Source organism: Paenochrobactrum pullorum, assembly GCF_041929845.1.
Lineage (GTDB): Bacteria > Pseudomonadota > Alphaproteobacteria > Rhizobiales > Rhizobiaceae > Paenochrobactrum > Paenochrobactrum pullorum.
In genome coordinates this window covers 197121-222509 of sequence record NZ_JBHEEH010000002.1, presented here as the reverse complement: position 1 = coordinate 222509, position 25389 = coordinate 197121, and the positions used below count along the sequence as shown (strand labels likewise).

Annotated in this window: 24 protein-coding genes; 7 read left to right on the top strand and 17 right to left on the bottom strand. The window is 49.0% G+C overall.

The features are described from left to right. The first annotated feature begins 51 nt into the window (after nt 1-51). Together purL and lipB are read left to right on the top strand one after the other, a co-directional pair. Nucleotides 52-2286: a phosphoribosylformylglycinamidine synthase subunit PurL gene (gene purL / locus JNC77_RS07270; RefSeq protein WP_374830936.1), complete on the top strand. Its 2235-nt coding sequence runs from the start codon at nt 52-54 to the stop codon at nt 2284-2286. 166 nt (nt 2287-2452) lie between these two features. Next, nucleotides 2453-3169, top strand: coding sequence for a lipoyl(octanoyl) transferase LipB (lipB, locus tag JNC77_RS07265; RefSeq protein WP_374830934.1), 717 nt, complete (start codon nt 2453-2455; stop codon nt 3167-3169). 90 nt (nt 3170-3259) lie between these two features. Here lipB and JNC77_RS07260 read toward each other — a convergent pair whose 3' ends face one another. The 7 genes from JNC77_RS07260 to JNC77_RS07230 form a co-directional block, all read right to left on the bottom strand. Next, nucleotides 3260-3484, bottom strand: coding sequence for an alkylphosphonate utilization protein (locus JNC77_RS07260; protein ID WP_374830932.1), 225 nt, complete (start codon nt 3482-3484; stop codon nt 3260-3262). 190 nt (nt 3485-3674) lie between these two features. Continuing rightward, nucleotides 3675-4211, bottom strand: a complete 537-nt coding sequence (locus JNC77_RS07255; RefSeq protein ID WP_374830930.1) for a MerR family transcriptional regulator — start codon at nt 4209-4211, stop codon at nt 3675-3677. 226 nt (nt 4212-4437) lie between these two features. Then, the gene (locus JNC77_RS07250; protein ID WP_374830928.1) at nt 4438-4767 is read right to left on the bottom strand and encodes an integration host factor subunit alpha; all 330 of its coding nucleotides are present in this window, start codon (nt 4765-4767) and stop codon (nt 4438-4440) included. 118 nt (nt 4768-4885) lie between these two features. Then, nucleotides 4886-5857 carry a beta-ketoacyl-ACP synthase III gene (locus JNC77_RS07245; RefSeq protein WP_374831145.1) on the bottom strand — a complete coding sequence of 324 codons (972 nt, stop codon included), beginning with the start codon at nt 5855-5857 and terminating at the stop codon, nt 4886-4888. Between the two features lie 164 nt (nt 5858-6021). Continuing rightward, complete coding sequence (plsX, locus tag JNC77_RS07240; RefSeq protein ID WP_374830926.1) at nt 6022-7092, bottom strand: phosphate acyltransferase PlsX; 1071 nt, start codon at nt 7090-7092, stop codon at nt 6022-6024. Nucleotides 7093-7223: 131 nt separating this feature from the next. Beyond that, the gene (locus JNC77_RS07235; protein ID WP_374830924.1) at nt 7224-7781 is read right to left on the bottom strand and encodes a DUF177 domain-containing protein; all 558 of its coding nucleotides are present in this window, start codon (nt 7779-7781) and stop codon (nt 7224-7226) included. Further along, nucleotides 7781-8359, bottom strand: a complete 579-nt coding sequence (locus JNC77_RS07230; protein ID WP_374830922.1) for a ubiquinol-cytochrome C chaperone family protein — start codon at nt 8357-8359, stop codon at nt 7781-7783. Before JNC77_RS07230 ends, JNC77_RS07235 begins: the two co-directional genes overlap by 1 nt. Nucleotides 8360-8458: 99 nt before the next feature. On the opposite strand from JNC77_RS07230, the gene JNC77_RS07225 reads away from it, so the two are divergent. Beyond that, on the top strand, nt 8459-8956 hold the full coding sequence (locus tag JNC77_RS07225; protein WP_374830920.1) for an outer membrane protein assembly factor BamE: 498 nt from the start codon (nt 8459-8461) through the stop codon (nt 8954-8956). A gap of 68 nt (nt 8957-9024) precedes the next feature. Here JNC77_RS07225 and JNC77_RS07220 read toward each other — a convergent pair whose 3' ends face one another. The 9 genes from JNC77_RS07220 to JNC77_RS07180 all read right to left on the bottom strand — a co-directional run bounded on the left by JNC77_RS07220 (nt 9025) and on the right by JNC77_RS07180 (nt 19120). Beyond that, nucleotides 9025-11181 (bottom strand): sodium-translocating pyrophosphatase, encoded by a 2157-nt coding sequence (locus JNC77_RS07220; protein ID WP_374830918.1) that lies wholly within the window; start codon nt 11179-11181, stop codon nt 9025-9027. Nucleotides 11182-11457: 276 nt separating this feature from the next. Further along, nucleotides 11458-11973: a transcription antitermination factor NusB gene (nusB, locus tag JNC77_RS07215; RefSeq protein WP_374830916.1), complete on the bottom strand. Its 516-nt coding sequence runs from the start codon at nt 11971-11973 to the stop codon at nt 11458-11460. 210 nt (nt 11974-12183) lie between these two features. Beyond that, nucleotides 12184-12798: a riboflavin synthase gene (locus tag JNC77_RS07210; protein ID WP_374830914.1), complete on the bottom strand. Its 615-nt coding sequence runs from the start codon at nt 12796-12798 to the stop codon at nt 12184-12186. A 1-nt stretch (nt 12799) separates the two neighbouring features. Next, a complete protein-coding gene (gene ribD / locus JNC77_RS07205) occupies nt 12800-13933 on the bottom strand; it encodes a bifunctional diaminohydroxyphosphoribosylaminopyrimidine deaminase/5-amino-6-(5-phosphoribosylamino)uracil reductase RibD (protein WP_374830912.1) in 1134 nt (377 codons plus the stop codon). After that, nucleotides 13934-14422: a transcriptional regulator NrdR gene (gene nrdR / locus JNC77_RS07200; protein WP_374830910.1), complete on the bottom strand. Its 489-nt coding sequence runs from the start codon at nt 14420-14422 to the stop codon at nt 13934-13936. It lies immediately after the preceding gene. A gap of 171 nt (nt 14423-14593) precedes the next feature. Further along, nucleotides 14594-15892, bottom strand: coding sequence for a serine hydroxymethyltransferase (gene glyA / locus JNC77_RS07195; RefSeq protein ID WP_374830908.1), 1299 nt, complete (start codon nt 15890-15892; stop codon nt 14594-14596). 179 nt (nt 15893-16071) lie between these two features. Beyond that, nucleotides 16072-17373, bottom strand: a complete 1302-nt coding sequence (locus JNC77_RS07190; RefSeq protein ID WP_374830906.1) for a L,D-transpeptidase family protein — start codon at nt 17371-17373, stop codon at nt 16072-16074. A gap of 266 nt (nt 17374-17639) precedes the next feature. Beyond that, nucleotides 17640-18074, bottom strand: a complete 435-nt coding sequence (locus JNC77_RS07185; protein ID WP_374830904.1) for a DUF6163 family protein — start codon at nt 18072-18074, stop codon at nt 17640-17642. Continuing rightward, nucleotides 18074-19120 carry an enoyl-CoA hydratase/isomerase family protein gene (locus JNC77_RS07180; protein WP_374830902.1) on the bottom strand — a complete coding sequence of 349 codons (1047 nt, stop codon included), beginning with the start codon at nt 19118-19120 and terminating at the stop codon, nt 18074-18076. The genes JNC77_RS07185 and JNC77_RS07180 overlap by 1 nt, the downstream gene beginning before the upstream one ends. 242 nt (nt 19121-19362) lie before the next feature. Between JNC77_RS07180 and hemB the strand changes: the two genes are divergently transcribed. The 4 genes from hemB (at nt 19363) to JNC77_RS07160 (ending at nt 22942) form a co-directional block, all read left to right on the top strand. Then, entirely contained in the window at nt 19363-20418 is a 1056-nt protein-coding gene (hemB, locus tag JNC77_RS07175) for a porphobilinogen synthase (RefSeq protein WP_374830900.1), read from the top strand. A 114-nt stretch (nt 20419-20532) separates the two neighbouring features. After that, complete coding sequence (locus tag JNC77_RS07170; RefSeq protein WP_374830898.1) at nt 20533-21015, top strand: RDD family protein; 483 nt, start codon at nt 20533-20535, stop codon at nt 21013-21015. Between the two features lie 211 nt (nt 21016-21226). Next, complete coding sequence (locus JNC77_RS07165) at nt 21227-21973, top strand: arginyltransferase (protein ID WP_374830896.1); 747 nt, start codon at nt 21227-21229, stop codon at nt 21971-21973. Nucleotides 21974-22045: 72 nt separating this feature from the next. Beyond that, nucleotides 22046-22942, top strand: coding sequence for a DMT family transporter (locus JNC77_RS07160; protein ID WP_374830894.1), 897 nt, complete (start codon nt 22046-22048; stop codon nt 22940-22942). A 63-nt stretch (nt 22943-23005) separates the two neighbouring features. On the opposite strand, the gene JNC77_RS07155 is transcribed toward JNC77_RS07160, so the two are convergent. Then, nucleotides 23006-25318 carry a DNA topoisomerase IV subunit A gene (locus tag JNC77_RS07155; RefSeq protein ID WP_374830892.1) on the bottom strand — a complete coding sequence of 771 codons (2313 nt, stop codon included), beginning with the start codon at nt 25316-25318 and terminating at the stop codon, nt 23006-23008. Nucleotides 25319-25389: the final 71 nt, after the last annotated feature.

Sequence of the window (25389 nt, the reverse complement as noted above, 5' to 3'; positions counted from 1 at the left end):
CGGTAAAGAAGCCGCTTGAAACACTAGATTTTCGGTGGGTTTTCTGTTTCCATGACCAATTCCTCATCCAATATCACAAACAATCAGGCAATCACGCCAGAACTGATCGAAGCGCACGGCCTGAAGCCGGATGAATATCAGCGCATCCTCGGTCTTATTGGTCGCGAGCCAAGCTATACAGAGCTTGGTATTTTCTCTGCCATGTGGAATGAGCACTGCTCTTATAAATCATCTAAGAAATGGCTGCGCACGCTGCCGACAACTGGCCCGCGCGTTATTCAAGGCCCTGGCGAAAACGCCGGTGTTGTTGATATCGGCGATGGCGACTGCATCGTCTTCAAGATGGAAAGCCACAACCACCCTTCCTATATCGAGCCTTATCAGGGTGCGGCGACCGGTGTTGGCGGTATTCTGCGTGACGTCTTCACCATGGGTGCACGTCCCGTTGCTGCCATGAATGCGCTGCGCTTTGGTGAGCCAACCCATCCAAAAACCCGCCATCTCGTCTCTGGCGTTGTTTCCGGTATTGGTGGTTACGGCAACGCATTCGGCGTGCCGACTGTTGGCGGTGAGGTTAATTTCGACAAGCGTTACAACGACAATATCCTCGTCAATGCTTTTGCTGCGGGCTTAGCTAAAACCGACGCAATCTTCTACTCAAAGGCTGAAGGCGTTGGCCTGCCGGTTGTTTATTTGGGTGCAAAAACCGGTCGTGACGGTGTTGGCGGCGCGACAATGGCATCAGCTGAATTCGATGAAACCATCGAAGAAAAGCGCCCAACCGTTCAGGTTGGTGATCCGTTTACTGAAAAATGCCTGCTCGAAGCTTGCCTTGAGCTGATGGCATCCGGTGCGGTTATCGCTATTCAGGATATGGGTGCAGCAGGCCTTACCTGTTCGGCTGTTGAAATGGGTGCCAAAGGCGACCTCGGCATTGAACTGATCCTTGATCATGTGCCAGTGCGCGAAGAAAACATGACCGCTTACGAAATGATGCTTTCTGAAAGTCAGGAACGCATGCTGATGGTTCTAAAACCTGAAAAGGCAGAAGAAGCAGAAGCAATTTTCGTCAAGTGGGGTCTGGATTTCGCTATTGTTGGTAAAACCACTGATGATCTGCGCTTCCGCGTGATCCATCAGGGCGTTGAAGTTGCCAATCTGCCGATTAAAGAACTCGGCGATGAAGCACCTGAATATGATCGCCCTTGGAAAGAGCCAGGCCGCCATGCTCCGCTTGCAGCCAGCGCTGTGCCGGAAGTTGAAGATTATGCCGACGCTCTTTTAAAACTGGTAGGTTCTGCCGATCAGTCTTCACGTCGCTGGGTTTACGAACAATTCGACACCATCATTCAGGGTAATTCTTTGCAAATCCCTGGTGGTGATGCCGGTGTTATCCGCATTGACGGCCATGAAACCAAGGCGCTCGCGTTCTCGTCAGACGTAACGCCGCGCTATTGCGAAGCTGATCCGTTTGAAGGCGGTAAACAGGCTGTTGCAGAATGCTGGCGCAACCTGACCGCTGTTGGCGCAGAGCCTTTGGCCTCCACCGACAACCTCAATTTCGGCAATCCTGAAAAGCCTGAAGTGATGGGTCAGCTGGTTAAAGCCATTGAAGGCATTGGCGAAGCATGCCGTAGCCTCGCCTTCCCGATCGTTTCGGGTAACGTATCGCTTTATAACGAAACCAATGGTCAGGCGATTTTACCAACGCCAACCATTGCCGGTGTCGGCCTCATTCCTGATTGGAAGCAGATGGCTAAAATCGGCGGCATGCAGGATGGCGATGTGCTGATCCTGCTCGGTGGCGATGGTACCCATCTTGGCCAGTCGATTTACCTGCGCGATCTGTTTGACCGTGCCGATGGCCCGCCTCCATCCGTTGATTTGAGCATTGAAAAGCGTAACGGTGATTTCGTCCGCTCCGCCATCCGCAACGGTCAGGTTACCGCTTGTCACGATCTGTCCGATGGTGGTCTGGCGCTGGCAGTTGCTGAAATGGCAATCAAATCCGGTAAAGGTGCTACGCTTGATATCGGTGAAGGCGCACGCCATGCACTGATGTTTGGTGAAGATCAGGCGCGTTATGTTGTTTCAACGTCTGCTGAAACTGCCAATCTTTTGGCACTCAATGCAGAAGGTTCCGGCATTCCGTTCCGTATCCTCGGTATTGTCGGTGGCGATGAGCTCAACTTCGGGGACGCTTGCAAAACCTCTGTCGATGCTCTGAAATCAGCCTATGAAGGTTGGTTCCCGAACTACATGAACGGCATTGAAGCTGCCGAATAAAGAATATTTGATTAGGAAAACAAGAGGCTGCGCTTCAAATCGCAGCCTTTATCTTTTAAGAGCCAGCCACAATTTGCACCAACAGAGGCAAATTGCCGTCTGGCATCAATCGGCTTGAACGCCCATATATAAAGTTCAATACCCCGCATTCATAACCGAGCTTTTTATGTCTGATTTTTCCCGCGACTATATTAATACATATTTCCATGCCACCAATGACGATATCCGTCCGGTTGAATGGCTTGTCACAGAGGGACTGACAGATTACGAATATGCGCTTAAATTCATGGAAGAACGGGTGAAAAACATCCGTGATAATAGCGCACCTGAATTAGTCTGGTTGATAGAACACCCGCCACTTTACACAAGCGGCACCAGTGCCAATGCAGCCGATCTTTTGACCCCAGATCGTTTTCCGGTATATGAAACCGGACGCGGCGGTGAATATACCTATCATGGCCCCGGCCAGAGGGTGGTCTATGTGATGCTGGATTTAAAACGCCGTCGTGAAGATGTGCGCGCCTTTGTAGCGGCACTCGAAGAATGGATCATTCAGACATTAGCCGAGTTCAATATCAAAGGTGAGCGCCGCGAAGATCGCGTCGGCGTTTGGGTCACACGTCCTGAAAAGCCGCGCCTTGCCAATGGCGCCATGTCGGAAGATAAAATTGCCGCCATCGGCATACGCCTGCGCCGTTGGGTCAGTTTTCACGGTATTGCTTTGAATGTGGAGCCGGAATTGGAAAATTTCAACGGCATTGTCCCGTGCGGCGTTACTGAGCACGGTGTCACCAGTTTGGTTGATCTTGGCCTTCCTGTGACGATGGATGATCTTGATTTAGCCTTGGCCAAAACATTTCGCACCATTTTTGGTGAAAGCTGAAAAATTCAAAACCACTCGACAGTAAAATAACAAAAAGAGCATTTGCGAAAACCGCAAATGCTCTTTTTATTTAAATAGTTTTTTAAAAGCTTAAGCTTTCTTCAAAAACTCGGTTTTCAGCACCAAACCTTTAACCTGCTTGGTATTGCATTCGACTTCACCCGGATTACCGTTCAGGCGTACATTTTTAACCAATGTACCGCGCTTGATGGTTTCAGACGTACCTTTAACTTTCAAATCTTTAATCAAGGTAACAGAATCACCTTCCAAAATCTGCGTACCATTGCTATCTCTTACAATAACGTCATCACTCATGCTCATCACCTTTAAAAAAATAGCCTCAAGCTGTTCTTTCAAACAAAGCTTAAGGCCGTTTCAGAACTTTAAATACACGTCTTACCAGTTTAAGATAGCCATGCTTAACCTTAACCAAGCAGCGTGCTCTGCCATTTTTTGTGGCGCAATAGCTAACCTAGCACCGGCACCGATTTATCAGGTGATCTGTTTAACGCACCTGATCAAGCAAACGTTTGCATTCCAGCAAATCAAACAAGGCTTCCTGTAACAGGCTGCGATTATCTTTGGATGCACGACGATCATCAGCGCCCACCGGCCCCGATTCCTCCCCCTTCAGCAACCCAAATAATTTACGCGGTGCAGCCGGCGCTTTAATGCCGGATGGAAGCGATGATTCGTCAAATCCGTCCACTTCGGCATGACGGCTCGCATCTAATTGCTTTTGCTTGGTAATCGCGTCAATAGCAGCGACATCACCATTGCCGAGTGCAATGATAAACTGCACATTATTTTCACGTAAAAGCTTCTGAACGCCTTTAATCGTATAGCCCTGATCATAAAGCAGATGACGGATGCCTTTGAGCAATTCAACGTCGAGCGGGCGGTAATAACGACGACCGCCACCGCGTTTTAAAGGCTTGATCTGTGTAAACCGCGTTTCCCAAAAGCGCAAAACATGCTGCGGCAAATCAAGATCATCAGCAACTTCACTGATTGTCCTGAAAGCATCTGGACCTTTATCCATATACTGCCCCTTCTGATATTACAGTCTCTTCATCAGCCTTATATTTGCAACAAATCACAAAGCTTCAGAATTTTCATTATACATGATGGCCAGCCAATGATGAAACGAAATGTCACATCAACCGCTAAAAACCATACGAATCATTTATATAATGAACATGCAATATCAACTATTTACAGGCAAGCATTTAAGCACGCTGTTAATGGGCAATATGGATTGCAGCTAATTATTTCGCGCTTGCAGCCTGCTTGTTTCGCTTTTGGTGCTCTTCAAGAATACGCTGCTTCAAGACGTTGGAAGCCTTGAATGTCATAACCCTGCGCGGCAAAATGGGAACTTCTTCGCCGGTTTTCGGATTGCGGCCAATACGTTCATTCTTCTCGCGCACCTGAAAAGTGGCAAAAGATGAAAGTTTGACGGTTTCTCCATTCACAATTGCATCACACACTTCATCGAGAATCATTTCGACAAGTGCTGCTGACTCTGTGCGCGAAAGACCTACCTTACGGTAAACAGCCTCTGCCAGATCTGCGCGTGTGACTGTCTTACCCCCCATGACGGAACCTACCTGGTTAGCGTTGGACTAATATTATCCTTAACTGCCAGCAGGTTACACAAATAAAATGGTTTTGGTCAAGCAGCCATTTTCACGCGACAGAAATTAAACCGTAACTTTACCAGCGCAACAACACCGCGCCCCAAGTAAAACCACCGCCCATGGCTTCCAAAAGGATCAGATCACCTTGTTTGATACGGCCATCTTTTACTGCAGTTGCCAATGCCAATGGCACTGACGCCGCAGAAGTATTGCCGTGTTGATCAACGGTGATCACAACTTTCTCATCAGCTATGTTCAGCTTTTTGGCCGAAGCATCAATAATGCGTTTATTAGCCTGATGCGGCACAAACCAGTCGATATCATTAGCAGTCAGACCGGTTTCTTCAAATGAAGCTTCAATCACATCGGTGATCATACCAACTGCATGTTTGAAAACTTCACGGCCTTCCATGCGCAAATGACCAACGGTCTGTGTGGTTGAAGGGCCACCATCCACAAAAAGCTTGTGCTTGTGCGAACCATCGGAGCGCAAATTGGACGACAGAATACCGCGATCCGAGGTCAAACCCTTACCTTCGCCGGCTTCAAGCACAACCGCACCGGCACCATCGCCGAAAAGAACGCAAGTGCTGCGGTCATTCCAATCGAGAATACGTGAGAAGGTTTCAGCACCAATCACCAGAACGCGGTTAGCCATACCGCCGCGGATATAAAGATCAGCGGTGCTGATCGCATAAATGAAACCGGAGCAAACAGCCTGCATGTCAAATGCAAAGCCATGTGTCATACCGAGTTCTTTTTGAATTTCAACAGCGCTGGCCGGAAATGTATTATTAGGTGTGGAAGTCGCAACAACAATCAGATCAATATCATCAGGTGTCAGGCCGGCATTTTCCAATGCAGCACGTGCTGCAGCCGCACCAAGCGAAACCGTTGTTTCATTTTCATTGGCAATATGACGCTGACGAATACCTGTGCGCTGCACAATCCACTCATCCGACGTTTCAACCATATTTTCCAAGTCAGAATTCTTAACGATACGCTCCGGCAGTGCGGTTCCGATACCCTTAACGACAGATCTGATCATCGCTTTTTCCATTTTCCAAGACATCGACATCCCTGATGGGGGAGCGCTTATCATTAAGTCATAGGCTCTATAGCCTGTATGCTTTTTTCACGAAATTAACTCAGCTGATCTCAGCTAGCATTATTTATGAAAAACGCCAAGTTTCTTACATTAAATCCGGGCGGTCACGCCTGATTTTCATCAGACATGCCAGCCTCTTCCACTTTTGTATTGACGGGAGCGCTATGCTGGAAATGCGACAGATCTGCGGTAATTTTCTCTAAAAGTTTATTACGCACCATATCATAGCCCACTTCGATGGCAGCAGCGATACCATCGGCATTCGCACCACCGTGACTTTTGATCACGACGCCATTGAGCCCCAAGAACACGCCGCCATTGACCTTGTTCGGATCCATTTTCTCGCGCAGGCGATCAAAAGCACCTTTGGCAAACAAATAACCGATTTTGGCAAGCCATGTCCGGCTCATTGATTGACGCAGCAGTGTTGCAATCTGACGAGCAGTTCCTTCAGCTGTTTTAAGTGCGATATTGCCGGTAAATCCTTCGGTCACCACCACATCAACCGTGCCGCTACCGATATCATTGCCTTCAACAAAGCCATAATATTCCAGGCCGTCCAATGGTGTATCCCGCAGGATCTGTCCGGCTTCCTTGATTTCATCAAGACCTTTCACATCCTCAACGCCCACATTGAGAAGGCCAACCGTCGGACGCTTCACTTCAAAAAGTGCGCGCGCCATTCCGGCACCCATCACTGCATAATTGACCAATTGCGGCGCATCGGCACCAATAGTTGCCCCCACATCCAGCACAATGCCCTCGCCGCGCAAATTCGGCCAGATTGCTGCAATTGCCGGACGCTCGATCTGCGGCATCATCCGCAGACAAAACTTGGACATCGCCATCAGCGCACCGGTATTGCCGGCCGAGACGCAAGCATCCGCTTCACCGTCTTTAACGGCCTCAAGTGCCTGCCACATCGACGATTTTCCCCGACCATTGCGCAAAGCCTGCCCCGGTTTTTCATCCATACGCACTGCCATTTCACTGACGCGAAACTTGGATGCGGCCTGAAGTTTAGGATATTTGGCCAGAACCGGTTCTACCTGCTCTGCCAGCCCATAAATTACAAAACGGATATCCGGATGACGCTCAAGCGCAGTTGCCGCTCCGGGTATGACTACTTCAGGGCCAAAATCGCCACCCATGGCGTCAATCGAAATTCTTATCACTCTGGAATGTCCTGTGCGGTCCCTGTTGCTCGTATAGCTTTTTACAAAAAATCAGCGATCACGCTTTAAGATTTACGCGAAAATAGCTTTTTTACACCGCCATACAACTTAAATTTGGCAAATAGCTTAATTCAGTTCTTCTTCTGCCAATTCCCAAGACTTGCAAATGGTGAGACAGTGTCACTGTCGCTCTCGTCTTCGACCTCGCCAACACTGACAATAACAGAATCAGCCAAATCGCTTTTGCGCGGATAAGGATCAATTGCCAGATCAAAAAACTCTTCAGCAATTGCGCCTATATCAATTTTATCTCCCGAAAAAGTTTCTGGAATATCGGGACCATCGGCTGAAATCAGCATTTCACCGCTTTCATCCAGCGGAACTCGGGCAAGGCGTGAATGCTCCGGCACCAGCACAATTTCGACATCTTCGTCGATCTGATTCTCAATCGGCTCCAATGTAGCGACACAAGCCTGCACGATATGCGCCTGAATTTTACCACGAATTTTAATGCCGCTCTTTTTCCAGGGCGTAATGGTAAAACCGGCAGAAAAGGCCAAAACCCGATCCAGACCGTGGGCTTCAGCCAAAGCCGCACGCTCATTGTCGTCGCTTTTCAGTGTCACTTCAATGCCTTTCTGGGGCACATGCTGCACCGAAACCGGAAAACTCAAAACTGCTTCTCGCATTATGCTGTCTCAATTTGCACGGTCGATTTTAAATCTTCCGCATTCAAAAATGTTAGATTGCCTGCTGCAATATCCTGATCCTGCAATTTTGACAAATGATCACGACTCGCAAACACATACCTACAAAGGTCGTCCGCTTGCGGCCAGTTTTCAAGATCAGGCTGTATATTGCGTGCCAAGGCAATGCTTAAAGCTTCACGATCATTAGAATCAAGTGCGGCTCCATAAGAGCCGACACGACCGTAAAACATCCTCGCCAATTTTTTCATGCGTTTTGGCACAGATTGGTCACCAATACCGAATTCACGCAATGAATGATCAATATCTTTAAAGAATTCATCAGCCAAGTCCTGCCCCAGCGCGGTAAGCGCTTTATTTTCGATATTATCTGATTTGAAGCGATGAAGGGTCAAAAACATATGTAACGACAACATTTCATAGCGACCAAGCGGCGTATCTGGCACCTGAAACTGTGCATAAAAATATTTTTGACGTGTTGCCAACACGATATTTTCATAAATATGCAGTTTAATGGCTTCATTAGCCTTCGATTTACGTCGAAAAAGTTGAAGAATCATAATCTAGCGACCGTTCTTATTGCATCCAGTTGCAAGGTGGTTTACCGAAGTTCTTTTAACGGCGAAAGTGCCGCCCTGATTTAGATCATGGAGATGTCATTGTTGCAGCGATTTTTAACAAGCCCCCGAACAAGAGGCGCGATGCTTGCTAGCACTGTGGTTCTCTTATCAGCAGGTTTAGCAGGATGTAATACCGCATCAACCCTGAACCCGTCTGAAATAATGACCGAAGGCTATGTACTCGATAAAGAAGCACTGGATTCCATTCCGGTCGGTTCAAGCCGTGAACAGGTTATGATGGCGATGGGTACTCCATCCTCGACTGCCACGTTTGATAATGAAGTATTCTATTATATTTCACAAAAACGTTACCGTGCGGCTCAATTTATGCCGCCTAAAATTACCGATCGACAGATTCTCGCAATCTATTTTGATAAAGATGAAAAAGTCAGCAAGATTGCCAATTATGGCCTGCAAGACGGCAAATTATTTGATTTCATCTCCCGCACGACACCAACAGGCGGTAAAGATCAAACCTTCCTCACACAGGTTATTCAAGGTGTAAGCAAGGCACCGACTTCGCTTCCAGGCGGCTGATACGTCAATAATCGACAAAACTGTCAAACCCCGCTTTAAAAAGCGGGGTTTTTTATTATTTCAGTCCCTCACACCGAATGCGCCAGCACCGCCAAAAGCAACAGCGCCACAATATTGGTGATCTTGATCGCCGGATTAACCGCAGGCCCTGCCGTATCCTTATAAGGATCGCCTACAGTGTCGCCGGTGACCGATGCTTTATGTGCTTCTGATCCCTTTAAATGCAGCACACCGTCTTTATCGGTAAAGCCGTCCTCAAAGCTTTTCTTGGCATTATCCCACGCGCCGCCACCTGATGTCATGGAAATGGCCACAAACAAGCCATTGACGATCACACCGAGTAAAGAAGCGCCGAGCGCTGCAAAAGCCGCCGATTTGGAGCCGGAAATCATCAATACACCGAAATAAACTACCAATGGAGCAAGCACCGGCAACAAAGATGGCAGTATCATTTCTCGGATAGCTGCTTTGGTTAGAATATCGACTGCACGCGCATAATCAGGCCGTTCCTCACCGGTCATGATGCCCGGATGCTCGCGGAATTGACGGCGCACTTCATGCACCACAGAACTGGCCGCCCGCCCCACCGCGGTCATGGCCATGCCGCCAAAGAGATAGGGAATAAGCCCGCCAAAAATCAACCCCGCCACCACATAAGGATTGGAGAGATCAAACGACACTTCGCCCATATTGGCAAAATACGGATATTGGTCACCATGCGCGGCAAAATAAGCCAGATCATTAGAGTAAGCTGCAAAGAGCACCAATGCCCCAAGCCCGGCCGAACCAATCGCATAGCCTTTGGTGACCGCTTTGGTCGTATTGCCCACCGCATCCAGTGCATCGGTTGCCTTGCGAACCTCACCATCAAGACCGGACATTTCTGCAATGCCACCGGCATTATCTGTCACCGGCCCGAATGCATCAAGCGCCACAATCATTCCGGCAATGCCCAGCATCGCAGTAACGGCAATTGCTGTACCGAAAAGACCTGCCAACTGATAGGTGGCAATAATACCGCCAACAATTACCAATGCCGGCAATGCTGTTGCTTCCAGCGAGACTGCCAGCCCCTGAATAACATTGGTGCCGTGACCACTCACAGAAGCCTGCGCGATGGAATTGACCGGTCTCTTGTTGGTACCGGTATAATATTCGGTAATCACCACAATCAAACCGGTGACAATCAATCCGATAATACCGCAGATAAACAGATTGGTACCGGTGATGATCTGCCCATCCACAACACCCACCTCGCCCCAACCAATGGTCAGCATATTGGCAACAGCAATACCGAGAACCGACAGAATGCCTGTTGCGATCAGCCCTTTATAAAGCGCACCCATAATTGAGCCGGATACACCGAGTTTGACAAAAAATGTGCCGGCAATTGATGTTAAAACGCAGACACCACAAATCGCCAATGGGTAAAGCATAATGATGGCAAGCTGATCGCCACCACCAAAGAAAATCGCTGCCAACACCATGGTTGCAACGACTGTCACCGCATAGGTTTCAAATAAATCCGCTGCCATACCGGCACAGTCACCGACATTATCGCCGACATTATCGGCAATGGTTGCGGGATTGCGGGGATCATCTTCAGGAATACCAGCTTCCACCTTGCCGACCAGATCACCGCCGACATCCGCACCTTTGGTGAAAATACCGCCGCCCAATCGCGCAAAAATGGAAATCAGCGAAGCACCAAAACCGAGTGATACCAGCGCATCAATCACTACACGGTCAGAGGGTGCATAGCCCAGATAATAAGTCAGCACGAAATAATAAAGCGACACGCCAAGCAACGCCAATCCCGCCACCAACATGCCGGTAATTGCACCGGACTTGAAAGCAAGCTCCAAGCCGCTGGCCAGACTAAATGATGCCGCCTGCGCGGTGCGCACATTGGCACGCACCGAGACATGCATACCGATAAAACCGGTAACACCTGAAAGCACCGCACCGATCAGAAAGCCGATGGCGGCTGTGATGGAAAGAAGATACCATACGGCCAGAAAGACCACCGCGCCCACAATTGCTATTGTTGTATATTGTCGTGTCAGATAAGCCTGCGCGCCTTCACGTATGGCACCGGCAATTTCCTGCATCCGGGCATTGCCCTGATCTGCTGCAAGAACTGAACGGGTCGCAAATACGGCATAAACCACTGAAAATAAGCCGCATGCGATAACAAGAAGAAGAACCCCTATGCCAACTTCCATTAAGCCAACTCCCATTTCCTTGCGATCCGTTTGCCTTTAAGCGGATCGGTTTATCGGCATGAGAGAGCCTTGATGATAAACCCTGATCAGGCCATCATTTGATTAATGGATTTGAAATTTCATGAGAAAAGACAAAAACTTGTTCCAATCCATCATTTCCGCATCTTTCACATGCCGTTACAGATGAAAGATGCGGAACTTGGAACCAAAGGTCAAGCTGAACTTAAGCGAAGCGCCAAAGGCAGCTTCGCCAGCTATTAATGCTGGCAGCAGATATTATCTTTTGTTGCGGTTGACCGCACCGCGGCTTTCGCCACGCAATGTAAAGGCCAGACGATCCAATACAGCGTTGGTTAGTTTTGGCTCTTCTTCGCCATAAAAAGCCTTGGCAATATCAACATATTCCGAAACAATCACCGCAGTCGGAACATCTTTGCGGTTTTTCAATTCCCAAATACCGGCACGCAAAATGGCTCGCAGAGTAGAATCAAGGCGTGATAATGGCCAATCTTCGTTCAACGCTTCGTGAATCATCGGGTCAATCACGCGCTGTTCGGCCACAACACCGGCCAGAATTGCGCGGAACCATTGCGGATCGGCATCCAGATATTGTGTGCCATCCACTTCTTTGCCCAAACGGAAAGCTTCATATTCGGCTACAACTTCCGAAATACCCGTTCCGGCCACATCCATTTGATAAAGTGCCTGCACGGCGGCCAAACGTGCAACGCCACGCTTATTTGCTGTACGTGGAGCGGAGGCTACAGGTTGCCCATCATGAGAGGATGTCATTATTACGCGCTCCAAAACTTCTTGTAAAATCTCATTATAACCCATGCTGAAAAACAGCATACCTTATTTGCTAGAGTATTTAGACTTCCTCTTAAATGCTCTATTGATACAAAAACGCATTTTACCCAAAAACCGTTTTACAGTTTTCGGGATGCGTTAATTCATTAATACGGCATGCCGGTAACAGGCTGCGCCAATTTTAAACAGGCTCTAAGCCGATTTTGAAAATTGTGCAAGACGTGCCGCGTAGCGGGCCAGCTGATCTATCTCAATATTGACCAAATCACCCACTTTTCGCTCACCCCAAGTGGTGACAGAGAGCGAATGACGGATCAAAAGCACGTCAAACTCATGACCATCAACACCATTGACAGTCAAAGACGTACCATCCAGCGCCACTGAACCTTTTTGGGCAATAAATGGAGCCAAGGCTTCCGGCGCCCGCAAGGTGAAGCGAACAGCATCGCCCTCTTCTTCGCATGCAATAATCTCTGCCTTGCCATCGACATGGCCGGAAACCAGATGGCCGCCCATCTCGTCGCCAAGCTTCAATGAGCGTTCAAGATTGATCGGCGTACCAGCCTTCCACTCAGAAATAGTCGTCAGACGCAATGCCTCTTCCCATGCTTCCACTTCAAACCAACGGGCATTGCTACCCTTTTCAGGCAAGGAAACCACAGTCAGACAAACACCTGAACAAGCAATGGAAGCACCCAGTTCAATTGTCGTCGGATCGTAGGCTGTTTCAATGCGCAGCAAGACACCTTCATTCAAAGGTTTAATGCGCCCCACTTTACCCACATCTGTGACGATACCCGTAAACATATCAGCACTTCCTCACATATTCTGCATAATGATCAGCACCAAAATCAGCACTGCGTAACAATGTAAATTCAGTCTCTATATAGTGTTGTAAACCCTGAACAGGAATACCACCCGCACCAATTTTGACAGGTGCCTGAAACAGCGCCAAACGATCAACCAAACCTTCACGCAGGAATGAGGCCGCAATCGAAGCGCCTCCCTCCACCAGTAAAGTGGCAACGCCAAGCTCGCCTAAATCATTGAGCAATTCCGGCAAGGCAATCACACCTTCGCTTGTATCGGTTGCAATGATATGACACCCGGCATTTTGATATTGAATGCGCTTTTCAAGTGGCACATCAACGCCGCAAGCAATCCATAACGGCACGCGCGCGGCCGACTGCACCAGCTTTGAGGATAGCGGCAAACGCAAAGCGCTATCCAGCACGATGCGGATTGGCGAGCGATGCGCCATACCATCCAAACGACAAGTAAGCTCCGGATCATCTTCCAGCGCCGTTGCGATACCGATTAAAATGGCATCCGTCTCCGCACGCATCAAATGACTTTGTGAACGGGCAACAGAACCGGTGATTGGCACCTGCCCCTGCCCGTCAACACCGATAAAACCATCAAAAGAAAGTGCCAATTTTACAATAACTTCCGGACGTTTCTTAAAAGAACGAACGAGGTATCCTGCAAGCTGATTGGCCGCCATTTTTCCAAGCACATTTTCCTGCACTTCGATGCCCGCTGCACGCAGCATTGCATAGCCTTTGCCGCTCACCCGATCATCGGGGTCATTGGCAGCCGCCACCACACGCGCAATTCCGGCACTGATGAGTGCTTCGGCACAAGGCGGCGTTTTGCCATGATGGGCGCATGGCTCTAATGTCACATAAGCGGTAGCGCCGCGCGCATTTTCGCCCGCTTCACGCAATGCTTCACGTTCTGCATGTGGACGTCCGCCAAGGGCGGTTACACCGCGTCCGATAATGACAGGGCCAAAACCATTATCTTTGACAATTAATGTGCCGACCGACGGATTTGTGGAGGTCAATCCGAGATTGCGCCGCGAATAACGAATCGCAGCCGCCATAAAACGCAAATCTTGCGCCGTAATTTTATCTTCAAAAAGCCCTTCACTATCCGACATTTAATCGTCCGAAAGTTTCACAGCCGGAGCTGCAGACGCATCATCATTCAGCTCGTCAATCACATTATGAAAATCATGTGCTTCGCTGAAATTGCGATAGACAGATGCAAAACGGATATAGGCAATATCATCAATGCCCTTCAATGCATGCATAGCCAAGCGACCGATTTCATCGGAATGGATTTCCGCCTCACCTGAACTCTCGAGCTGGCGCACTATGCCTGATATCGCGCGCTCCACGCGCTCCGGATCGGCATCACGCTTGCGCAGAGCCACCTGAATGGAACGCGTAAGTTTTTCACGATCAAAAGGCACTTTTCGACCGCTCTTTTTCAGCACCATCAAATCGCGCAACTGGACGCGCTCGAAAGTGGTAAAACGCCCCGCACAGACCGGACAGACACGACGGCGACGAATAACGGCACCATCCTCTGCGGGGCGGGAATCTTTAACCTGTGTGTCATCAGACTGGCAAAAAGGACAGCGCATGGCAATCTTTCATAACCGCTCAGCATAAATACTGCTTGTGATTCTGGTATCCCAAGATAACCGATCAACGACCCAGCACATAATCTTCGCGGCAAAATAATGTGGAGAAGAAAATCCCCGCGCAACCAATCAGATCACGCGGGGATTTGCAATCAATCAGTCACTTAAAAATCAGCCCTGATAACCATACATCGGGAAGCGTTCGGTCAAACTTACGACCTTGTTCTTAACAGCTTCCTCAACAGCAGCATTTCCTTCGTCGGAGTTGGAAGCTTTCAAACCATCCAGCACTTCGCCGATCAGATTACCAATCTCAGTAAATTCTGCTGCGCCAAAGCCGCGGGTTGTACCAGCCGGCGTACCCAGACGGATACCGGAAGTGACAAAAGGTTTTTCAGGATCGAAAGGAATACCGTTTTTGTTACAGGTAATGTTAGCACGGCCAAGAGCAGCCTCAGCACGCTTGCCGGTTGCGTTTTTAGGGCGCAGGTCAACCAACATCAAATGGTTGTCCGTGCCGCCAGAAACGATATCAAGGCCGCTGCCCTGCAAAGCCTTTGCCAATGTGCGGGCATTATCGACCACATTTTTGGCATAGGTTTTAAATTCAGGCTGCAAAGCTTCGCCCAATGCAATCGCCTTACCGGCAATCACATGCATCAGCGGGCCACCCTGAAGACCAGGAAATACAGCCATATTGAACTTCTTGGCCAGATCGGCATCATTGGTCATGATCATGCCGCCACGCGGGCCACGCAGGGATTTATGCGTCGTGGTGGTGCAAACATGCGCATGCGGCACTGGTGACGGATGCTGGCCACCGGCCACAAGACCAGCAATATGCGCCATATCAACCATCAAATAAGCGCCGACTTCATCAGCAATTTTGCGGAAACGTTCCCAGTCCCAAACGCGGGAATAAGCAGTACCACCTGCAAGGATCAACTTAGGCTTGGTTTCGCGCGCAATACGCTCAACTTCATCCATATCGATCAGGTGATCTTCTTCGCTTACACCATAAGAAATAACATTAAACCATTTACCGGACATGTTGACCGGTGAACCATGGGTCAGGTGACCACCGGAGTTCAGATCCAGCCCCATGAATGTATCACCCGGCTGCAACAGCGCGAGGAAAACGGCCTGATTCATCTGACTGCCGGAATTTGGCTGTACGTTGACATATTCAACATTGAACAGCTTCTTCGCACGTTCAATCGCCAGTTCTTCAACCACGTCGACATATTGGCAGCCGCCATAATAGCGCTTGCCCGGATAGCCTTCAGCATATTTGTTGGTGAGAATTGAACCCTGCGCTTCAAGAACTGCGCGTGAAACGATATTTTCCGAAGCAATCAGCTCGATTTCATGGCGCTGACGGCCAAGTTCATTGCGAATTGCACCAAAAATATCCGGATCAACTTCTTCAAGTGGCTTGTTGAAAAAAGCATCTAGATTTGCCTGCGACATGGTTTAATCCCTCCGGTTGCCGATCAAAGCTGCTTGGTAAGAGCGCGGATTATCATATTTGCCCGACAAGCGCCAATCCAAAGCTTCGTGAAAAACGGGTTTCCGACAAAAGAAACAAAAAAGCCTGTGCGACTTATTCTCACACAGGCTTTGATTTGATCAATTTTGCTCAGAACCAATCAGACATCAGTACCGATTGCCAATTCTGCCGCACCATCCATCTTATAAATATCATCGCGGAACTGCACGACACCATCGCCGGTTGACCAGGCCGAAACATAGACAAAATGTAACGGAACCGGATCAGCAAGCAGAATCGGATGGTTTTCGCCCGACTTGATCGTGTTTTCGATGGTCTGACGATCCCAGCCCGGCGTGTTTTTCAACAGCCAGACATCCAGATCACGCACATTCTGCACGCGCACACAACCGGACGAGTCAAAACGCATCATCTTGTTGAAATAGCTCTGTTGCGGCGTATCATGCATGTAGACTGCATGATTGTTATGGAAGTTGATCTTGGTCGAGGACATCGCATTGATCTTGCCCGGATCCTGACGGAACATCAGGCGAACAGCCTCATCCGTGTTCCAGTCAACGCTTTCCGGCGGCACTTCCTGCCCCTGCGCATCATAGAGACGGATTTTATTGCGCGTCAGATAAGTCGGGTCTTTGCGCATCACAGGGATAATATCTTTGAGGATAATCGACTTCGGTGCCGTCCAGAACGGATTGAGAATAACTTCGTGAATTTTGGAAACAAGCAACGGTGTCTGACGGTCAATCTTGCCGACAACCGCAGTATGGCGCTGTGAAACGCGGCCATTTTCATTGGCTTCAATGAGTGCAGCCGGAATATTGACCATCACAAAGCGCTGCTCGTTGACATTGGCAATTTCGTTCAAACGCCCAAGATTGGTCTGCAACTGACCAAGGCGCACATCCACCGGAATATTCATGGCGGAATAGGTAAATTGCCCCATTACACCGTCAGCAGGCAAACCATGACGCGATTGAAAACGCTTCACACCTGCATCAACATATGAGTCATATGAAGCAGATAATCCCGCACTTTGTGGCAAATCACCGGTAATCATCAGACGCTTGCGCAACACAGAAACTGCCGGATCGCTTGTACCCAGTTTCAGCTTGGCGTTGCCCGGCACCTGCGGCCAGCCCCCCTGCATGGCAATATTGCTATATTGTGAAATAGCATTCTGCACATAGGAAACTGTCTGCGGGCTCATCACAGGCTGGTTGGTTGCAACTTGCTGATGGCTGCTGGTGCTGGCACGCGCATCAAACTGATCATCCCAATTACCACGCCGCGGAGCAGAAATAATATCATTGAGCGCATTTTGCGCAAAAGCCGATGTTCCGGCGATTGATAGCCCGAGCCCTGCTGCACCAAGACTGGCGGCACCGCGCAAAAACATGCGTCTGTCCAATTGTGACATAGCGGTAGTCTTTCCTGATTTCATGCCTGATTTAACCCCGGACTTAATTATTGCAAATTCCTGAAGTTCAACAACAGCTTTGAAAAAAGCTTGTCAGACCCGCGCTCCCCTGCGCTGCATGTCGAAATATGAAAAAATCCATACCCTATTTTATGGCTTAATAATGTCTGCCATGCAGGTTTCAAGCGGCAAGCATCATAACGCGCCTCTGCATAAGTGTAATTCTATAATGTACCTGCAACTTGTTGCAAAACTGACACATAATTGCCCGTTAAATGTTCGGACGGAACCTAATCTGTAAAACGGAAATTATTTTGCTGTCTTCTTTGCCAAAACAAAAAACCACGCAAAATAATGTAAACCAAAATACAACCAAGATTGATAGCAACAATTTCAGGCCTGTATTCAAACAGACGCGACCAATAACTATAAATACCGATTTCAATTGCGGCAGCGAAAAACCAGATCACCGGCCCCCATGCAGCACGCAACCATAAGCCTGTTGCCGCAACAGGAAACAAAATCGCCAGCCCGACAAAGGCGGTTTGCCACTGCCAAGGCATCAAATCAAAGCGCCACAGCAGCCCCGGATAAACACCGATCAGCCGCACCCAATAATAAAGACCGCACGCAATCGAATAAATCGCAAGCAAACGGACAAACCAGAGCATGCCGGTTTCAGTCAATGTGGGGCGCAAACTTTGGCGCAATCTTTCTTCATGCATCAAAGCTCAAGTTCCCCATGGCTTAAAGGAGAAAAACACTGGCCAACATCTTCATCACTCACGTCTTCCAGTTTCTCCGGTCTCCAAACCGGTTGCGTGCCTTTTTCAACCAATGCTGCCCGCACACCTTCATAAAAATCAGGTTTCTTGATCATATGGCAAGCAATGCGATATTCCATCTGCATGCGTTCATCAAATCCAAGTACCTTCGCGCGTTTCATTTGCTCAAAAATAACGGCCAGACTTGTCGGCGAACGTTTAGCCAGAACAGTCAGGGCATCAGCCGCAAAAACGTTTTCTTTGGCAACAGCTTCTAAAGCTGAAAGACATTCAGCCAGCGTATCAAACCCAAAACAATCGGCAATCAATGCACGATCATCGACGGATGTCTCAAAATCCGGATAATCCAGATGCACCAGCGCCTGATCAAGATCACCGGTGGCAAAAAGAACACGACGAAACTCGGCTAAATGTTCACTTTTCATCGCATGGGTGGCTATCCCGCTTTGCAAGCAATCACCCCAGCGGATAATATTGCCGGTCAATGCCAGATAAATACCGAAATTGCCCTCCAAGGGTGGCAAGAAAACGCTCGCCCCCACATCGGTGAAAAATCCGATAGCAGATTCAGGCATGGCAAACATGGTGTTTTCGGTGACAATACGATGTGTTCCATGCACCGAAACACCAGCGCCACCGCCCATCGTAATGCCATCAAGCAGTGAAATATAAGGCTTTGGAAAAGATGCAATTTCTGCATTCATTGCATATTCGTCGGCAAACATCTGGAATTTATATTTGCCCTCACGGCCAAGATGATAAACCTCGACCACATCGCCACCGGCACAAAAAGCGCGCCCCTCGCCCTCAATCAAAACAGCCGCGATGGAATGATCGTCTTTCCATGCTTGTAAAGCGCGCCTGATCGCCTTGATCATTTCATGGGTAAGTGCGTTCAAAGATTTTGGCCGCTGTAACCGGATCAAGCCGATTGTACCATGCTGTTCAAAGAGGATCTGATTGTCTGCGCCAAAGTTAATCTGCATTTTTTCCTCTCATGATTTAAACTGCGGGAGTAAAAAGCAAACTTTACTGTGCCAATGCCGCTAAAAATATTAATCCTTGGATAATGCAGTTTTCCCATGATAAGCAAGGGGCAATTGAACCGGACTCGCATATCACAAAAGAATTGACTGGTTCTTTTTATTGTTTTTTCACGCCAAAATGAGCTCGCAATTTTTTTGCAGCAGTTTGACATTGTATCCCATCATCTACCGGGGGACCGATAATGACTAAGCCCGCTTCCATGAAAACACCATCCGCAACCACCAAGGCCATTGACGAAGCAACGCAGGGCCGCAGATTGCGCCGTATGCGTAAAACCGGCTGGTCACGTCGTATGGTGCAGGAAAACCACTTGTCGGTTGATGATCTGATTTTGCCTTTCTTCCTCACCGGTGGCGAAAAAGTTGAAGAACCGATTGAAGCCATGCCGGGCGTTTCGCGTTATTCGGTTGATATGGCTGTGCGCATGGCTGAAAAAGCTGCAAAACTTGGTATTCCCGCCATTGCCCCTTTCCCGCGTGAAAGCGCCGATGTAAAAACCGAAGACGGCAACCATATCGCTCATCCCGACAATCTGATTAACCGCGCCATCCGTGCGATTAAAAAAGAAGTTCCGGAACTGGGCATCATCACCGATGCCGCCCTTGATCCGTTCACCACCCATGGCCACGACGGCATTTTGCGTGAAGGTATCATCATCAATGATGAATCGGCAGAAATGATCGTCAAAGGCGCCTTGGCACAGGCTGAAGCCGGCACCGACATTATCGCTCCTTCCGATATGATGGATGGCCGTATCGGCCTTATCCGCGATGCACTCGACGCCAATGGTTTTCAGGATATTCCGATCCTGTCTTATGCCACAAAGTTTGCCTCCGCTTTCTATGGCCCCTACCGTGATGCCATCGGCACACTTGGCCTTTTGAAGGGCGACAAGAAAACCTATTATATCTCACCAGCCAACACAGACGAAGCGGTACGCGAGGCCGAACAAGATCTGATGGAGGGTGCGGATATGCTGATGGTCAAGCCTGGCCTGCCTTATCTTGATATTATCCATCGCTTGAAAAGCACTTTCCATGTGCCGACCTTCGCCTATCAGGTCTCCGGTGAATATTCGATGATCAAAGCCGCCGGCCGCAATGGCTGGATCAATGAAGAAGCGGCGATGATGGAAAGTCTGATGGCCTTTAAACGTGCAGGTTGTGATGGTATTTTGACCTATTATGCCTTTGAAGCAGCTGAGAAAATCCATCAGGGCTGGCATATCGGCAATTGAACCAATGCCGGAATTGCTGGCCTGTTCATACACATTCTCTTGAAATTGGTGCATAAGTGAACCATCTTTAAACAGCCGTACGATTGGTGCGGCTGCTTTTATGAAAGATGGATCATGTCTTATCAGACATACACAAATGACATGCAGGGCGCTCAACTGACCGATTACCGGTTATTTGACGGCGTACGTACGCGCAGAATTTTTGCCTTTCTGATCGACTATGCCATCATTTTCATGCTGACCATTCCGGCAGCCATTATCATCGCCATTTTAGGTGTTTTAACCCTCGGCCTTGGCTGGATGCTTTATGCCATCATTTTCCCGTTGGTTGCGCTTAGTTATATTGCTTTCACCATGGGCGGTGAGCAACAGGCAACTTTGGGCATGCGTGCAATGAATATCCGTTTGATGCGTCTTGATGGTCTGCGCGTGGACAGCATGCTTGCGATCGTTCACAGCATTTTATTCTGGGCACTCAATACAGTTTTGACCCCTTTGATTCTCTTTGCCTCCCTGTTTCTGGATCGTAAACGTACACTTCATGACCTGTTGCTTGGAACAGTCGTTGTACGTTCTGACCGGTTGGACAGACGCTAAAGATAAGAAACCAACTCATATGGCGTTTAAAAAAACAATTCCTACTTGACCTTTTAAATAGTCGTATCATTCTAGGCAGATAAGTTTAAACGGGAGGAAAGTGCCGTTCATCCCGCTTATCTTATTATAATATAATAATAAATTAGGGTGAACTTATCTAAGAACGGGCAACTATTATGATGGCAGTGTTGGCAATTATCGCGGATAATACATGACCCAGCACATTCAAAACACGCCGCAGTTTTTTCTGACGGCTCCCGCTCCTTGCCCTTATTTGGAAGATAAGGTTGAGCGCAAGGTCTTTACACATCTCACCGGCTCCAAAGCATCCGAGATCAATGATCTGCTCACCCAAGGCGGTTTCCGGCGCTCACAAAATATTGCCTACCGTCCCGTCTGTGAAAATTGTCAGGCTTGCGTCTCTGTGCGTATTATCGCCGACGATTTCAAAATGAACCGTTCGATGAAGCGTATCTGGCAAAATAATAAAGATCTGATCGGCACGGTCAATAATCCCGACACCAATAACGATCAATATGCTCTGTTTCACGAATATCTCGAAGCGCGCCACCGCGATGGCGGCATGTCGGGCATGTCGGTTCAAGATTACACCATGATGGTGGAGGATACCCACGTCACGACCAAGATGATTGAATATCGTCGCCGTGGCCCCGATAGCTTCATCACCGGAAAGGGTGAAGGCGAGCTGATTGCGGTTGCCCTTACTGATGTTCTTTCCGACGGTCTTTCGATGGTTTACTCTTTCTACAAACCGGAATTGCATTCGCGCTCGCTTGGCACATACATGATCCTCGACCATTTGCACCGTGCGCGCCAATATGGCTTGCCGCATGTCTATCTCGGCTATTGGGTCAATGGTTCGCGCAAAATGGAGTATAAAATTCGTTTTCGTCCGCAGGAGCAACTGGGGCCCCGCGGCTGGCAGCGCGTGGATTAATTACATAAAATTCGATCAAACGCATCGATCTGAGGAAAAGGCGCAATATCCAAAAAATAATGAGGGGGAGATTTGTCTGGCTCGGTTCAGAAAAGTGGCAATCATGCCAAGGGTTTGCTCATCACCGCGATAGGCGGCTTGTTTTTAACCGTAGATATTCCGCTGATCAAACTGGCAGACGGCAATGCATGGTCTGTCATTATGGTGCGCGCAGGATTAACCTTTATCGCAAGCATCATCATATGGACGGTATGGTCATTACTGACAGGCAAAAAACAAACATTGATACCGGGTAAAACCGGCCTGATTGTTGCCCTGCTCTATGGCATCTCCGCCACTTGTTTCGTTACCGCCGTTTTTAATACATCCACCGCCAATCTGGTTTTCATTCTTGCTCTCAACCCGATGGTCTCAGCCATTTTGGGCTGGGTATTTTTAAAAGAACGTCCGCAACGCGCAACCTTCATCACCATGTTCTTCATGGTTATAGGCGTGTTGATTATTGTAAGCGACGGTGTCACTTCCGGTGGCTGGTTTGGTGATATGGTGGCACTGCTTGCCACCACCTGTCTTGCGACAGCCATTACCATCAGCCGCACCACCAACAAAGAAATGGGACTTGCGGCCATTGTTGCCACTTGCCTGCCCTGTGCCGTGGCAATTTACTTCGTGGTGACAAAAACCGGCTATCAGATCAACGACATCAAATGGTTAGCTCTTGACGGTGCATTGATTTTGCCTGTCGCCTTCATCTGTCTTGCAACAGGTCCACGCTATCTCTCAGGCCCCGAAGTTGCGATGTTCTATTTACTTGAAACGATATTAGCGCCGATCTGGGTCTGGATGATCTTTCAGGAAGTGCCAAGCCCTGCCACACTCACCGGCGGCGCCATCATGATTACGGCACTGCTTAGCCACTCTACATGGCAGTTGCGCACCTATCGGGCGCGCCGCAAAGCATTTGCCTGAAAAAGCATATAAAAAAACGGGACATGTCATCATGCCCCGCTTTTTTATGCTCATAAATAGTGATCAGAACTTGCCAGAACGCGGAAAGCCTTTCGGCACCACACGGCCGGCAATTGCACGTGCGCCCATCCATTCCAGCAACTCGTCTTTGCTGCGGGTAAATGTTCGTCCGGCCGAATCCTGCCATGACAGGCCGTTTTCTATCGCAAAGCCACGGATATCGGACACGCCGCCATCCTTATAACGCTGCAATCGAACACCTTTACCACGGGTCAGTTCCGGAATTTCGCTCATCGGGAACACCACCATCTTGCGGTTTTCACCGATAACAGCCACATGATCGCCTGCAACGCGCATACAGATTTTTGCTTCATCCGGCGCTTTGACATTCATGATCTGCTTGCCCTTACGGGTATTGGCAACTGTATCGCTTTCCGGAATGATGAAACCATAGCCCAGATGCGACGACAGCAGCAATTTGGCCGATGGATCATGCACAAAAGCAGTCAGAATATCCTGATCATTCTCCATATCCACCAGAATACGGATCGGATCACCATGACCACGTCCACCCGGCAGCGTGTTGGCACCCAACGTGTAAAATTTGCCGCCCGTCGTGAAGAACAAAATTTTGTCTGTGGTTTCCGCATGGAAAGCCAGCTTCAGCTTGTCGCCTTCCTTGAAGGTCAATGTGCTGAAATCGGGTAAATGCCCTTTCATCGCACGCAACCAGCCTTTTTCAGACACAACAATCGTGACCGGTTCTTTTTCGATCATCGCTTGCTGGATTTCTTGTAAGTCATGGTTCGGCGCTTCGGCAAAATGCGTACGGCGCGCACCTAATGGTGTTTTAGGTCCATATTTTTCGCGCACCGCTTTGATCTCGCTGCTGATTTTCTTCCACTGCTTGGTGCCGGAAGCCAACAGTTCTTCGATCTCTTTTTTCTCTTTCGACAAGCCGTCGTGCTCTTTACGGATTTCAAACTCTTCGAGTTTGCGTAAAGAGCGTAAGCGCATGTTGAGGATCGATTCTGCCTGCAAATCGCTCAGCTCAAAAACCCGCATCAGCTCCTGTTTCGGCTCGTCTTCCTCACGGATAATCCGGATCACTTCATCCAGATTAAGATAAGCCACCAGATAGCCGCTCAAGATTTCGAGACGCCGTTCAATTTCGGCCTTGCGGTGTTCCGAACGCCGGATCAGAACTTCCTTGCGATGCGCAAGCCATTCGCGCAGCACACCATCAAGCGAAAGTACATTGGGCACTTTACCATGCGACAGCACGTTGAGATTGAGCGAGAACCGGCTTTCAAGCTCGGTGAGCTTGAAAAGTGATTCCATCAACAATTCCGGATCAACGGTACGGTTCTTAGGTTCCAGCACAAGACGGATATCTTCCGCGGATTCATCGCGCACATCGTCAAGCAGCGGCAGTTTTTTAGCAATCAGCAGTTCGGCGATCTTCTCGATCAGGCGCGATTTTTGCACCTGATACGGAATTTCGGTGACCACAATCACCCAAGTGCCGCGATTGCCCTCTTCCTTTTCCCATTTCGCACGGGTACGGAAAGCACCGCGTCCAGTGCGATAGGCTTCCAGTATATTATCCGGCGTTTCAACCAGCACACCGCCAGTCGGGAAATCCGGTCCGCGCACTTTGGTTTTCAGCAAAGCATCAGGGTCGGTCAACGCTTCACGCTTGATCTCTTCCCACTGTTCTTCAGTGGTCATCAAGTCTTCAACTGTCGCATCCGGATGATTGATCAGATAAAGCGCTGACGAGCAAAGCTCTGCCACATTGTGCGGCGGAATGGATGTCGCCATGCCCACAGCAATACCCGAAGACCCGTTGGCCAGAAGATTTGGAAAAGCACCGGGCAAAACAATCGGCTCTTCATCTTCTTCATTATAGGTCGGGCGGAAATCAATGGCATTTTCCTGAATGCCTTCCATCAGGAGTGTTGCCACTTCCGTCATACGCGCTTCGGTATAACGCATCGCCGCCGCATTATCGCCATCGATATTACCGAAATTGCCCTGCCCGTCCACCAATGGATAGCGCACGGCAAAATCCTGCGCCAAACGCACCAATGCATCATAAATCGACGCATCGCCGTGCGGATGGAATTTACCCATCACATCACCGACAATACGGGCGCATTTCGCATAGGCCTGATCCGGATTAAGACGCAGCAGGCGCATGGCATGGATGATGCGCCGATGAACGGGCTTCAAACCGTCGCGTACATCCGGCAGTGCACGATGCATGATCGTGGACAGTGCATAAGCGAGATACCGCTCTTCCAGAGCTGATTTTAAATTAATCGGCTCAATGTGATTATCGCCGCCACCAGGCGGAATCAAACTTTTTCCCATACGAAATGAATACCAATTCGGCGATTCGACGGCAAGTCAAGAACCCCGTCCACGAACAGTTTAAAGTCATA